This is a genomic window from Streptomyces sp. NPDC048718 (assembly GCF_043198875.1).
Classification (GTDB): Bacteria; Actinomycetota; Actinomycetes; order Streptomycetales; family Streptomycetaceae; genus Streptomyces.
Genome location: NZ_JBICVG010000006.1, coordinates 336477 through 349690 on the forward strand (window position 1 = coordinate 336477; position 13214 = coordinate 349690).

8 protein-coding genes are annotated in these 13214 nt (G+C 72.6%); 4 read left to right on the top strand and 4 right to left on the bottom strand.

Translation table 11 applies throughout. The features are described from left to right. Window positions 1-28: 28 nt before the first annotated feature. Window positions 29-928, bottom strand: coding sequence for a GNAT family N-acetyltransferase (locus tag ACGFRB_RS14225; RefSeq protein ID WP_393242938.1), 900 nt, complete (start codon window positions 926-928; stop codon window positions 29-31). A gap of 333 nt (window positions 929-1261) precedes the next feature. On the opposite strand from ACGFRB_RS14225, the gene ACGFRB_RS14230 reads away from it, so the two are divergent. Together ACGFRB_RS14230 and ACGFRB_RS14235 are read left to right on the top strand one after the other, a co-directional pair. Continuing rightward, window positions 1262-2416 carry a cytochrome P450 gene (locus ACGFRB_RS14230; protein WP_393242940.1) on the top strand — a complete coding sequence of 385 codons (1155 nt, stop codon included), beginning with the start codon at window positions 1262-1264 and terminating at the stop codon, window positions 2414-2416. 98 nt (window positions 2417-2514) lie between these two features. After that, a complete protein-coding gene (locus ACGFRB_RS14235) occupies window positions 2515-4722 on the top strand; it encodes a hypothetical protein (RefSeq protein WP_393243122.1) in 2208 nt (735 codons plus the stop codon). Between the two features lie 103 nt (window positions 4723-4825). On the opposite strand, the gene treY is transcribed toward ACGFRB_RS14235, so the two are convergent. Further along, window positions 4826-7192, bottom strand: a complete 2367-nt coding sequence (gene treY, locus ACGFRB_RS14240) for a malto-oligosyltrehalose synthase (RefSeq protein WP_393242942.1) — start codon at window positions 7190-7192, stop codon at window positions 4826-4828. 169 nt (window positions 7193-7361) lie between these two features. Then, complete coding sequence (gene glgX, locus ACGFRB_RS14245) at window positions 7362-9482, bottom strand: glycogen debranching protein GlgX (protein WP_393242944.1); 2121 nt, start codon at window positions 9480-9482, stop codon at window positions 7362-7364. 590 nt (window positions 9483-10072) lie between these two features. Between glgX and ACGFRB_RS14250 the strand changes: the two genes are divergently transcribed. Beyond that, complete coding sequence (locus ACGFRB_RS14250) at window positions 10073-11326, top strand: SAV2148 family HEPN domain-containing protein (RefSeq protein WP_393242946.1); 1254 nt, start codon at window positions 10073-10075, stop codon at window positions 11324-11326. A 191-nt stretch (window positions 11327-11517) separates the two neighbouring features. Then, window positions 11518-12276: a 3'-5' exonuclease gene (locus tag ACGFRB_RS14255; RefSeq protein ID WP_363007538.1), complete on the top strand. Its 759-nt coding sequence runs from the start codon at window positions 11518-11520 to the stop codon at window positions 12274-12276. Window positions 12277-12361: 85 nt separating this feature from the next. Here ACGFRB_RS14255 and ACGFRB_RS14260 read toward each other — a convergent pair whose 3' ends face one another. Beyond that, window positions 12362-13192: an alpha/beta fold hydrolase gene (locus ACGFRB_RS14260; protein WP_363007536.1), complete on the bottom strand. Its 831-nt coding sequence runs from the start codon at window positions 13190-13192 to the stop codon at window positions 12362-12364. Window positions 13193-13214: the final 22 nt, after the last annotated feature.

Here is a 13214-nt window from a genome sequence, read left to right on the forward strand (position 1 = left end):
CTGACAAGCCGCCAGTCCACCTGGGCCCTCATCCGAACGGTGGTGTGCTGATCCGCTTCTCGAACCAGTGGTGGGCATACGGCTCATCGTTGAAGGCGGCGACCTCCTGGAAGCCGCTGGAGTGGTAGAGGCCAATCGCCGCGGTGAGCGCCTTGTTGGTGTCCAGGCGGAGTACCTCGCAGCCTTGCCGGGCGGCTTGAGTCTCCAGCTCGGTCAGGAACCGGCGGCCGAGACCGAGGCCCCGGGTGCGGGGCGCGACCCACATGCGTTTGATCTCGGCCGGGGCGCCGGGGGGCAACTTCAGGCCGGCGCAGCCGACGGGCTCTCCGTGTAGCCGGGCAACCAGGAACAGGCCGCGTGGTGGCCGGAGTTCGCCCGCGTCAGGCAGCAGGCTCCGCGCGGGGTCGAAGCCGGTCTCAAAGCGTGCCTGAATCTCGGCGAAGTACGACCGCAGGCAGTGCTGGGCGTCGGGGTGGTCCGGGTCGACCGCGTCCAGCGTGACCGTCGCAGCGGTCAGCAACCGTTCGACCTCAGCCATGGCGGCGGTCAGCCGGGCGCGCTGGGCCGTGTTGAGCGGCTCCAGGAGAGAGCCGGCCAACTCGTCGCTGCGGCCATCGAGCACCGCGCGCTCGGCGCGGCCCGCATCGGTGAGCCTGATGGTGCGCACCCGCCTGTCCCGGGGCTGCGGCTCTACCGTCACCAGGCCGTCGGCTTCCAGGGAGCGCAGCAGCCGGCTGACGTACCCGGAGTCGAGCGCGAGGTGCTCGCGCAGCTGCCGCACGTCCCGGCCCTCCTCACCGATCTCCCAGAGCAGCCGGGCTTCACCGATGGGCCGATCGCGGCCTAGGTAGCGGTCGTGGAGTACGCCCACACGTTCGGTGACGGTGCGGTTGAACTGCCGCACCTGGTCGATCTGCGTCGTGTCCATTCTCTGACCTTAGTCAGAGAATCATGTGCGGGGTCAGAGGCTTCAGCCCTTACCAAGAAGTTGACCGACGTTCGAGAAGGCGGATGCCAGACCGCGTCTCGATCACCCAGTCGACGATATGAGCCAAGCTGCTGGCGTCGTCAGGTGGGTGGCCCGCGCTCACGGTGCCTCCGAGAAGGGGCCCGCACGTGAGCGCGGCAGTTGGGGGCTCGTACCCAGGCGTGGCGGTAGGGCCATTTCACCCGGCCGGCGGTATATCTGCTGCGGTCGGGTGGGGCCGGTGGTGCTGTGAGGGGAAGGTGATGGGCGGCGCGGATCCGGTGAGGGGGCGAGATGAGCGAGCGGCAGACGGGTGGCGTGCCCGACGAAGTGCCCGGCGGCACGCCCGGCGACGGGGCCGAAGACTTGCCCGGCGGTGCGGCCGAGGCAATGCCGTCCGGTCGGCCGGACGGCGGGCCGGGCCGCAGTACCCTCGGGCATCGGAACGACCGCGCGCCCTGGCGGGACCTCTGGGCCCGGCTGCCCACCATGGCGCCGGCGGCCCGTCCCGCAGAGAGGGCCCTGCGGCCCGGTGCGCGCCGAGTGCCGCCGAGTCCGCTCGCGCCGGGGGCGGCGCGCGATCCGTACCGCACGTACCGGGTCCTGCGCGAGGAGTTCCCGCTCACCCACGACCCGCTGCTGCGAGCCTGGGTGCTCAGCCGGTACGCGGACGTGGCGGGCGCGCTGACCGACTCCCGGTTCACCCACGGGCACCGGCCCGGCGATCCGCCCTGCGCCCAGACCCACACGGACGTCGACGAGGCCGAACTGCGGGCCGTCGCCGAACGCACCGCCTTCGTCCTCGCCCACCGTCTCGTCGGCCGGCCGCTCGTCGACCTCGTCGCCGACTTCTGCCGCTGGCTGCCCGCCGGCACCGTCGCCGCCGCCGTCGGCGTCCCGTACCGCGACATGATGCGGCTGGTCCGGGGCCGTGCCGCCGCCGCTCTCGCCGGCCAGTGCACCGGACAGATCGGCGTCCGGGAGAAAGCTCTGGCCGGGTTCCTCGCCGACGTCCTCACCGACCCCGAGCAGACCGCGGCGCTGCGCGACGCGCCCTCCGACCTCATCGCCCGGGCCTGGGCCGAATCCCTGCGGCGTGAGCCACCGGTGCAGATCGTGCTGCGCCGTACGCGCGGCGAGATCCACGTCAGCGGGGGCGTGCTGCCGTCCGGCGCGCCCGTCGCGCTGCTGCTCGGCGCGGCCGGCCGCGACCCGGAACGCTTCCGGCACCCCGACCGCTTCGACCCGGACCGCGCCGACCCCGCCCAACTGACCTACGGCTCCGGTCCGTGCCCCGCCGTCACCCTCGCCGCCCTGGAAGCCGAGTACGCGCTGCGTGCCCTGTTCTCGGCCATGCCCCGGCTCCGGCTCGCCGACGGCTTCCGCCCGGTACGCGCCGGAGTCGTCACCCGCGCGCCCCGCAGCCTCGTCGTCCGTCCGGGCGGATAGCAGGACGGACGTCGACCCGCGCCGAGAAACGGGGGCCGGATGAAATGGGTGTGCGGGCGGGTGCGGGGGCCTGCGAACATGCCGCCATGGAACACCCCATAGCGCACACACTCGAACGACTGGTCGTCCGGCACACCCTTCGCGTCCCCGCCCCCGAGGGAAAGGCCCTTGAGCGGAACGCCCCGGAAGGAAGCGCTTGGCAAGGGGCCGACGCGGTCCGGCAGTTCGACGTCGCTCTGATGTCCGTGGGGTTCAAGCTGTCCGGCGGGCTCATGGCCGCGCTCGGCGGGCTCGACCGGCCGGCGGTCGAGACGATCGCCGCTCGCGCTCTCGCCACGGTCCGCGAACTGGTCGGCGACCACGTCGGCCACAACGTCTACTTCAAGGACTTCCCCGCCGGGGTGCCCGACACCCTGGACTTCTGGGCCGCGTGCGTCGCCCAGGCGTTGGCCGCCGACGAGGAGACCCGGACCCGGGTCCTCGATCAGCTCCGTCACGGCCACCTCGACCTGCTGAGCTTGCCCACGTACGGCCGTTACCAGCACACCTACGAGGACATGCTCGCCGCCCACGACGAGTTGACCGCCTCCGCCCGGGACCGGGTGACCGTCCTCGGTCTCGGGGGACCCCTGGAGGACGAGGTCGCGGACCTCTACCGCGCGCTGGCCGGCAGCACCACTCCGCTCGGCCCGGAACACCTCGCCGACCTCGCCGTGCTCGCCACGCACTGCGCCGACGGCCCCCAGCCGGACACGATCCCGATCCGGGAGAGCCGCGCGGTCGTCAACAAGGCACGGCTGATGGCCGGTTGCGCGCCGCTCCTCGACACCGTGACGGATGTGCTCCGGCTGGCCTGCGCGCTCGCGGACGGTGATGTCACCCTGCGCGAACGCACCCGCTTCCGCGCTCTGTCCCGGCCGCACCGGCGGGCCTTGCTCGCCGGGCTCGACGCGGTGCTCGCCGAAGCCCCCGGCAAGTACGCCGACGTGGCGCCGTACCGCGAGCAGTGGAAGCGGCTCGGCGAGCGGCTGCACCCGCACGAGTACCCCCAGTGGCCGCACGCGGCCGAGGTGTTCGCGATCGCGCGCGGTGAGCGCAAGGTGCCCTCGCTCGCCGCCGTTGTCGAGGAACTGCTGGGCCGAGGCGAGGTCGCCGAGGCCGCCGGACTGCTCGCCCGCGAGGCGCCCGGCCTGCTGCTGCGCTCCCTGGACCGGCTGCTGCGCACCGCCGCCGGGGACGGGGAGCGCGAGGCCGTACTCGCCGCCGTCGAGAGGGCCGTGCCCGGCGGGTCGGGACGGGTTCTGCTCTCCGTGCGCGAGCACCTCCAGAATCGTGCTGAACAGACCGTGCCCCAGCGGGTGTTCGTGAACCGCGCGGGCGGGGCCTGGGTGGCCGACGACACCCGCGCGCCGATCCCGTCCGCCGTATGCGAGCGGGTCCTCGCCGTGCTCGACGCCGAGATCCGGCGCCGGCTCGACGCGCCCGCGCACCTGCTGGTCGACCCGGACATCCTGGACGTGGCGCTGCCGCTGAGCGGCCGGGCGGCGGCGGCCGGGCTCGGCACCCTGCCGCGCGGCTCGCTCTCCCCGGTCGACGGTGAGCTCCTGCGCTTCTTCACCTACTGGAAGGAGGCGGCGCGCACCACCGACTACGACCTGTCCGCGCTGGTCCTGCGCGACGACTATGCGACCGAGACCTGGCTGTCGTACACCAACCTCCGGTCCGTGGCGGGCACGCACTCGGGCGATGTCACCGAAGCGCCGGACGGCGCCTCGGAGTTCATCGATCTCTGGCTCGGTGCGGTGGACGGCCGGTTCATCGTGCCGCACGTGAACATCTACTCCGGCGAGGGGTTCGACGAGGTCGCCGAGTCGTTCTTCGGCTTCATGCTGCGCGACGCCGCCCAGGGAGGGCGGCCCTATGAGCCGCGGACCGTGCGGATGAAGTCCGATCTGCGCGGCCCCGGCCGGATCGCGCTGCCGCTCGTCTTCGAGCGCGGCGACGAGGGCGGCTGGCAGGCCCGCTGGCTGCACCTGTATCTCAAGGGCAGCCCGGCGGCGAACACCGCCGAGAGGAACCGGGTGTCCTTCGCGATCCTGGTCCGCGGTCTGGTCGAGCGCACCCCGCTGACGCTCCGCTACCTCCTGGACCTGATGGCCGGGAAAGGCGCCCGGATCACGGTGGCGGACGGGCGGACCGTGCCGGACGAGCCGGTCGTCTACCTCGGTCTGGAGCCGCTCGACGGCCTGGCGCCGGGCTCGCGGGTGATCACCCCCGGAAATCTGCGCGACCTGATCCCCGCCTGAGTGTTACGGTCGGTCCCGGGGCGAGGCCATGAGAGGGCTTCCTTCTTAACGATTCCCTTCGTCTGATAGTCCTCTCGCTCTCCTCGTCCCCCACTTTCTCTTCTCACGCCCGCGCGAACAGCGCCACCGGCCGGGCCTCGAACAGCTCCGCCAGTTTCACCGGAGTGTCGGGGCCGCCCGTGAACTCCCGTACTCCGTCCAGGAGATCGGACCAACGGCCCTCCGGCAGCACCAGCGTGGTGTCCTGCCAGCCGCCCGTCTCCGCGAGCCGCAGCGACAGCCGGGTGACGGCGGTCAGGACCTGCCCGGTGCGGGCGAAGGCGACACAGTGCCGGGCGGCCGGACCGGTCGCGGTCAGCGGGGTGTACGTGCCCGCCGGGCCGAAGAGTTCCGGGCGGTCGCGGCGCAGCCGCAGCGCGGCCCGTACCACCGCCGTCTTGTCGTCGTCCGGACCGGCCGCGAACGGTGCCCGGTTGTCGGGGTCCACCAGGGCCCGGTACTCCCGCTCGGTGTTCTGGTACAGCTCCGGCACCCCTGGCATCGTCAGCTGGACCAGCGTGGCGCCCAGGATCTGGGTCCGGATGTGCGATTCGAGACCGGCCGCCGGCCCGGCGGGGCCGCGCAGCGGGATCCGGCCGGGCCCCGCCGCGACGAAGTCGGCCACCGTCCGCTCGTAACCGGCGTCAGGCTCCGTCCAGTTGGTGTGCAGCCCGGCCTCCCGAACGGACTTCAGCACCGCCGGTCCCAGCCGCTCCGCGTCCGGGGCTCCGAAGCCGAACGCGGTCTGCCACGCCGTCCACGCCAGATGCGGATCCGGCGCGGGGACGTCCGAGGTCCGGGCGGTCACCTCGGCGAACAGTTCCGCCCAGCGGCCCGGGCACTGGGACAGCACCGCGATCGCGGCCCGCACATCCGCGCTGCGCTTGGTGTCGTGCGTGCTCAGCACCGTCCCCGTCGCGGGCCAGTCCCGGGCGAGCCGGGCGCAGAAGGCGTGGAACTCCTCCGGCGAGACCGCCGGACGGCCCGGATCGCCGCCCACCTCGTTGGCGCTGAGTAGCGGGGTGTAGCGGTAGAAGGCCGTGTCCTCCACGGACTTGGCCCGCAGTGCCGACGAGGTCTGCGCGAACCGGGCGCGGAAGGCCCGCTGTCCGGGGCCGTCCCCGTACGCGCCGAGGGCCAGGCCGCGCACGACGTCCACCGCCGTCGCCTCCTCCGGTACCGCGAACGCCGCCTTCGCGCCCTGTACCGCCTCCGCCGTGAGAACCCGCTCGCCGCCCGCGCGATAGGGGCGGTAGACCGGCATCCGGACCAGGAGTTCACGGATCGCCGTGTGCAGCGCCCAGGGCGCGTGATCGCGCAAGGGGGGCTCGGCCGCGCAGATCCGGGCCGCCGAGCGGGTCAGCGCGACGACCTCGGAGGTCAGTTCATGGGTCACCACCTTGTACGCGGCCCGCCGGGCCGTCGCCTCCCAGTAGCCGCCCCGGTCACCCGCCCGGCCGGTGAACTCCCGGTACAGATCGGCAAGTTCCTCGGCGCCGAGCGGATCCGTGAACAGGCCGTCCACCCGCCGCAGCGCGTCGTAGCCGGTCGTGCCCGCCACCGGCCACGCCCCGGGAAGGCACTCGTCCCCCGTGAGGATCTTCTCCACCACGATCCAGCACCGCCCGCCGGTCGCCTCCTGAAGGCGGGCCAGATAGTCCTCGGGGTCGGCGAGCCCGTCCGGGTGGTCGATCCGCAGCCCCTCCACCACCCCGTCCGCCACCAGCTCCCGCACCTTCGCGTGGGTGGCCGCGAACACCTCCGGGTCCTCCATCCGCACCCCGATGAGATCCGCGACGGTGAAAAAGCGCCGGTAGTTCAGCTCGGTGCGGGCCAGCCGCCACCAGCCGAGCCGGTAGAACTGGGCGTCGAGCAGCTCGTCCAGGGGCAGTCCCTCCGTACCGGCCCGCAGCGGGAACACCGGACCGTCCGCCCCGTCCGCCCCGTCGAGCGCGAGCATCCCGTCCGTCACCCGCAGCCGGCCCCGGACGTCCGGCAGGCGCGCCGGCAGCACCGGCATCAGGACCCGCCCGTCGCCCGCCGCCCAGTCGATGTCGAACCAGCGGGCGTACGGCGACCCCGGCCCCTCCCGCAGCGCCTCCCACAGGGGGCGGTTGTGCCGGGGCGAGGCCGCCATGTGGTTCGGCACCACGTCCAGGACCAGCCCGAGGCCGTGCTCCCGCGCCGTCGCCGCGAGGGCCCGCAGCCCGTCCTCGCCGCCCAGCTCGGCCCGGACCCGCCGGGGGTCGGTCACGTCGTAGCCGTGCGCCGAACCGGGCACGGCCTCCCATACCGGCGACAGATGCAGATGCGAGATGCCGAGCCCGGCCAGGTGCGGCACGGCGCGCGCGGCAGCGGTGAAGGGGAAGTCCGGCCCGAGCTGGAGCCGGTAGGTGGCGGTGGGCAGCGCCCGCTGCGAGGGGGACGTCATGGGAACGTACGTACCCCGCCGCACGCCTTCCCTGTCATCCCGGCCCGCGTCCGATCGGGTGTCGACGCCCTTGGCCGGGGTGGCCCGGACCCGCGCGGCCGTCCCGGCTCACCCGTTCGGCTCACTCGGTCGGCCGCCCCGCGCGACGAGCATCGGGGGTCCGTACGGGTCAGGCGGGGCGGCGCAGCACCGTCAGGGTCAGCGGTGCGAGCGTCACCCGCTCGCCCGCCGTGACCTCCGGCCCGCGCTCCGGGGGCATGCCCTCCGGGTGGGAGGTGTCCACGACGACCTGCCAGCGCTCGCCGTGCGTGTCCGGCACCTCGAAGTCCAGGTGCTCCGACTCGGCGTTGAACATCAGCAGGAAGGAGTCGTCGGTGATCCGCTCGCCCTGGGTGCCCGGCTCGGAGATGGCGTCGCCGTTGAGGAAGACCGTCAGCGCCTTGGCGTGCGCCGCCTGCCAGTCCCGGGCGGTCATCTCCTCGCCCTCCGGGGTGAACCAGGCGATGTCCGTGAGCTCGTCGTGGGTGCCCTCGACTGGCCGGCCGTGGAAGAAGCGCCGGCGCCGGAACACCGGATGCTCGCGCCGCAGCCGCACCATCGCCCGGGTGAACTCCAGCAGCGTGGCCTCCGGTTCGGCCCCAGGCTTGGGCCAGTCGACCCAGGAGACCTCGCTGTCCTGGCAGTACGCGTTGTTGTTGCCGCCCTGGGTGCGGCCGAACTCGTCGCCGTGGCTGAGCATCGGCACGCCCTGCGAAAGCAGCAGGGTGGCGAGGAAGTTACGGGTCTGGCGGGCCCGCAGTTCCCGGATCCCGATGTCGTCGGTCTCGCCCTCCACCCCGCAGTTCCAGGAGCGGTTGTGGCTCTCGCCGTCCTGGTTGCCCTCGCCGTTGGCCTCGTTGTGCTTCTCGTTGTACGAGACGAGGTCGCGCAGCGTGAAACCGTCGTGGCAGGTCACGAAGTTGACCGAGGCGAGCGGTCGCCGTCCGTCGTCCTGGTAGAGATCCGAGGAGCCGGTCAGCCGCGAGGCGAACTCGGCGAGCGTCTGCGGCTCGCCGCGCCACAGATCGCGGACGCAGTCCCGGTACTTGCCGTTCCATTCGGCCCACTGCGGCGGGAAGTTGCCCACCTGATAGCCGCCCTCGCCCAGGTCCCACGGCTCCGCGATCAGCTTCACCTGACTGACCACCGGATCCTGCTGCACCAGGTCGAAGAACGACGACAGCCGGTCCACCTCGTGGAACTGGCGGGCCAGCGTGGCCGCCAGATCGAAGCGGAAGCCGTCCACATGCATCTCGGTCACCCAGTACCGCAGACTGTCCATGATCATCTGAAGGACGTGCGGGGAGCGCATGAGCAGCGAGTTCCCGGTGCCGGTGGTGTCCATGTAGTAGCGCTGGTCCTCCGCGAGCCGGTAGTAGGAAGGGTTGTCCAGGCCCCGGAACGACAGCGTCGGACCCAGATGGTTGCCCTCGGCGGTGTGGTTGTAGACCACGTCGAGGATCACCTCGATGCCCGCCTGGTGCAGTGCCCGGACCGCCGCCTTGAACTCCAGGACCTGCTGGCCCCGGTCGCCCCAGGAGGCGTAGGCGTTGTGCGGGGCGAAGAAGCCGATCGTGTTGTAGCCCCAGTAGTTCGAGAGCCCCGAGTCCACCAGCCGGTGGTCGTTCACGAACTGGTGGACGGGCATCAACTCCAAGGCCGTGACCCCCAGTTCCCTCAGGTGTCCGATCACCGCCGGATGCGCGAGCCCCGCGTACGTCCCGCGCAGCTCCTCCGGCAGATCCGGGTGACGCATGGTCAGGCCCTTCACATGCGCCTCGTAGATGACGGTGTGGTGGTACTCCGTGCGCGGTCTGCGGTCGTCGCCCCAGTCGAAGTACGGGTTCACCACCACCGAGGTCATCGTGTGCGGTGCCGAGTCGCGGTCGTCGCGCGCGTCCGGACGTCCGAACGGGTAGCCGTACACCGCCTCCCCCCATGCGACCGAGCCCGAGATCGCCCGCGCGTACGGGTCGAGGAGCAGCTTCGCCGGATTGCAGCGCAGCCCGCGCTCCGGCGCGTACGGACCATGGGCCCGGAAGCCGTACCGCTGCCCCGGCATCACCCCCGGCAGATAGGCGTGGCGGACGAAGGCGTCCGTCTCGCGCAGCTCGACCGTCGTCTCCGTCCCGTCGTCGTCGAGGAGGCACAGCTCGACACGGTCGGCGGCCTCGGAGAAGACCACGAAGTTCGTACCGGCGCCGTCGTAGGTGGCGCCCAGGGGATACGCCTGTCCCGGCCAGACCTGCATAGGCGAACCTCTCCCACTTCTGATCCGGGGGCGGGCAACGGCACACGGCGACCGCACGCCAACGGCAACGGCACGAGCCGGACGCGGCGGGGAGACCGCACTACGGGCCGACCCGGTCCGAAAGGCCGATCCTGCCCGAAAAGCGGACAAGCTCCTAGGAGGTTGATTCCTCCGGATGGGTGATCGCGGGAGGATGGCCGCCGTGGGCGCGGACGGCCCGGATGCGCGGCCGGCCTGAATACGCGCCGGGAAGCCCGGTGAATCGGGGGATCCCGGCCGGTCCGTTCCCGGCGGTCAACATCGGGTTCCTCGCCGTCGCCCCTCGGTGGGAGGCCGTGCCGCGCGGGGCGGGTCCGGCGGGGCGGAGCGGTGCGACAGTGGGGCGTACCCCTATGAATCCGCTCACTCCGGACGATCTTGACCCCGGGAACCTGGGCCCGGATCGGGGCAGTTGGGCAAAGCCCCGGACGATCCTGCTGCGTCGGCTCCCGGTCCCGGAGTACCCTTCCTTGATCGTTGTCAGGTGGTAGTGGCGGGTTGTCCGGCCGGTGGGCCGGATCGGATGTCCGGGAGCAGAAGGCGGTGCGCGGGTGAGCTCGGGAGAGCTGGAGCTGCCCCCAGGCGAGGCGGGCGGCGACGGCGGGGCGGCCGAGCCCGCGACGGTGCCGCCCGGCGCGGTCTCTGTCGCCCGGCCGGTGGAGATCGGGGCCGAGCTGGAGTGGGGCGCCGAGGCGTGGAGCGAGGTGCGCACCCGGGCCCAGCGGGCCGGCCGCGCGTACATCTGGCTCAATCTCGTCGAGCAGCGGCTGCGGGCCGTCGTCGCGGCGGTGCTGCGCCCCGTCTACGAACCGGTGCACGGTGACGACTGGGTGGTCGCCGCCGCCGGACCCGCCGGGCAGGAGTGGGTCCAGCGGGCCGTGGCGGTCCGCGAGGTCTCACGGCGCAAGGGCTATCTGCTCGACCCGGCCGACGACAACGTCCTCAGCTTCCTCACCCTCCCCCAGCTGCGCGAGCTGATGGTGCAGCACTGGCCGTGCTTCGAGCCGTACTTCGACGACCGGCGCGAGGTCGAGCTGGCCCTCGACGAGCTGGAGGTGACGCGCAATGTCGTCTCCCGTAACCGGGCCCTGTCGCTGACCGTGCTCGCCCAGTCCGAGCGGGCCTCCGCCCGCCTCCTGGAGATCCTGGGCAGCGGCGCCGGGGTGCCCTCGGCGGACCGGCTGCCGGTCGACGCGGTCGAGGACCTGGTGGGCGACCGGTACGCGGACGTGGTCTCCGTCCACCCCGACCGGGTCCGGCTCCAGCGGCAGCTCCCGGCCGAGGACCTGTTCGGCGGGGCGCGCCGGCTCGACGCCACCGGCATAGGTCTCAATCTGCTCGTGCAGAACTTCTCCGGGCGCCGGATGGTCCGGCTGGCCGAGTCGGGCTGCCGGATAAGGCTGCTGTTCCTCAATCCGGCCAGCAGCGCCGTCAAGCGGCGCGAACGCGAGCTGGGCCTGAAGAAGGGTGAGCTGAGCCGCGCGGTCGAGATGAACATCCTGCACATGCGGCGGGTCCGCTCCCGGCTGCGCGACCCCGGCGCCTTCCAGATCCACGTCTTCGACGAGACCCCGCGCTTCACCGCGTACCTCGTCGACGGGGACGGCCCCGACGGGGTCGCCGTCGTCCAGTCGTACCTGCGCAAGGCGCGCGGGATGGAGGCACCGGTCCTGGTGCTGCGGGGCGGCGGACGGAACATGGTGCGGCCGAGCGGGGCCGCCGACGCCGACGAGGACAACGGACTTTTCTCGATATATCGGGAGGAATTCGAGTCCGTGTGGCTCGACTCCCGGCCGGTCTCCTGACCGCCGGACCGCCTTCCGGTCCACATCCGACCCACACCCGACCCACAGTCGGTGTCACGCCCGGCGCCGTACCCGGCCCTGCGCCCGACCCCGCGCCCGAGCCGTCGCCCGAGCCGTCGCCCGCGGCGGATTGTCAGTGGTGCGTGCGAGGGTGAACATCACCACGGGGGAGATCACGTAAGGAGGACCCGATGGCTTGGCATGCGGAAGCACTGGTCGGCTTCGACCTGGAGACCACCGGCACCGATCCGCTGGAGGCCCGGATCGTCACGGCCTCGGTCGTCGGCGTCCACGGCGGGCGGGTGGTCCGGCAGCGGGACTGGCTCGCCGACCCGGGCATCCGCATCCCGGAACAGGCGTCGGCGATCCACGGCATCAGCAACGAGCGCGCCGCCGCCGAGGGCCGTCCGGTCCGCGAGGTGGCGGACGAGATCGCCGAGACCCTCACCGGGTACTGGCGGGACGGGGTCCCGGTCGTCGCGTACAACGCGTCCTTCGATCTGACCCTGCTCGCCGCCGAGCTGCGCCGGCACGGGCTGCCCTCCCTGGAGGAGCGGCTCGGCGGGGCCGCGATAGGCCCGGTCGTCGACCCGTACACCATCGACCGGGCCGTGGACCGCTACCGGCGCGGCAAGCGCACCCTGGAAGCGGTCTGCGGGGAGTACGGGGTGGAGCTGACCGCCGCCCACCAGGCGTCTGCCGACGCACTCGCCGCCGTCCGGGTCGCCATCGCGATAGCCGAGCGGCACCCGGCCGTCGCCGCCCTCGACCCGGCCGCGCTGCACGAGAGCCAGATCGGCTGGTACCGGACCTGGGCCGTGGACTTCCAGGCCTTCCTGCGCCGCAAGGGAGACGCGGAGGCGGTGATCGACCCGGTCTGGCCGATCCGCGGCCTGTCCGCGCTCACGCCCGGGTCCGAGGAGCCGGTGACCGCCCGGGCGCCGTTCTAGCGGCAGGGGCGGTCAGGGGGCGGGGCGGTCGTTCCCGGACCCCGAATCGGACCCCGGGCCGAGGGCGCGAGCTGCCCGAGGGGTGTCAGGAGTTGGACTTGAGGAAGGAGAGCAGCAGCTCGCCGGTCGTCTCCGGCCGCTCGACCGGGAACCAGTGGCCCGCGTCCTCGACGCGCTCGTACTGCCAGGAGCCGGACACCCGCTCGCTCGTACCCGTCATCTGGTACTCGGTGAGGAAACGGTCGCCGCTGGACCAGATCCCCAGCACCGGGAACCCGTCGGGCAGCGGCGGCACCGGAAGTTCCGGGGCGAACACCAGCTCGGGGGGCAGGCCCGCGCGGTAGATGTTCAGCGCGGAGGTCAGCGCGCCCGGCGCCCGCAGCGGCTCCAGGACCTCTTCCACGTCCGGGTGCTCGGCGAGCATGTCGCGCAGGTTGGCGAAGTCGTCGTGCGCGAGCCAGTTCTCGGCGATCTCCGGGATCTGGAAGAGCAGGACGTACCAGGACAGCTGCTTCTGCGTCCAGCCCGCCTGCCGATAGGCGGCGATGTGACCGACGGACAGGAGGCTGAGGCTCAGCACCCGGTGCGGCAGCCCCTGGGCGAGGCCCTGCACGATGCCCGCTCCCCAGTCGTGGCCGACCAGATGGGCCCGCTCGACCTCGAGCCGGTCGAGCAGTTGGACCAGGTCGCCCACCGAGGCGGCCGGGGAGTACGCCTCCGGGCCGCCCTCCGGACGGTCCGATGCGCCGAAACCCCGCAGGGTCGGCGCGATCGTACGGAAGCCCGCCGCGTTCAGGACCGGGATCTGATGGCGCCACAACCGGTGCGAGTCCGGGAAGCCGTGCACCAGCAGGACCGCCGGTCCCTCGCCGCTCACCTCGACGTCCAGCGTGACGTCCGACAGTTCCACGCGCATCACAACACCCCGTCCCGACCGG

Bases quoted from the DNA above. Each gene is read 5' to 3' on its own strand.
- ACGFRB_RS14255 (WP_363007538.1), top strand. From the start codon at position 11,518: ATGGCTTGGCATGCGGAAGCACTGGTCGGCTTCGACCTGGAGACCACC.
- treY (WP_393242942.1), bottom strand. From the start codon at position 7,192: ATGACGTCCCCCTCGCAGCGGGCGCTGCCCACCGCCACCTACCGGCTC.
- ACGFRB_RS14225 (WP_393242938.1), bottom strand. From the start codon at position 928: ATGGACACGACGCAGATCGACCAGGTGCGGCAGTTCAACCGCACCGTC.
- glgX (WP_393242944.1), bottom strand. From the start codon at position 9,482: ATGCAGGTCTGGCCGGGACAGGCGTATCCCCTGGGCGCCACCTACGAC.
- ACGFRB_RS14260 (WP_363007536.1), bottom strand. From the start codon at position 13,192: ATGCGCGTGGAACTGTCGGACGTCACGCTGGACGTCGAGGTGAGCGGC.
- ACGFRB_RS14230 (WP_393242940.1), top strand. From the start codon at position 1,262: ATGAGCGAGCGGCAGACGGGTGGCGTGCCCGACGAAGTGCCCGGCGGC.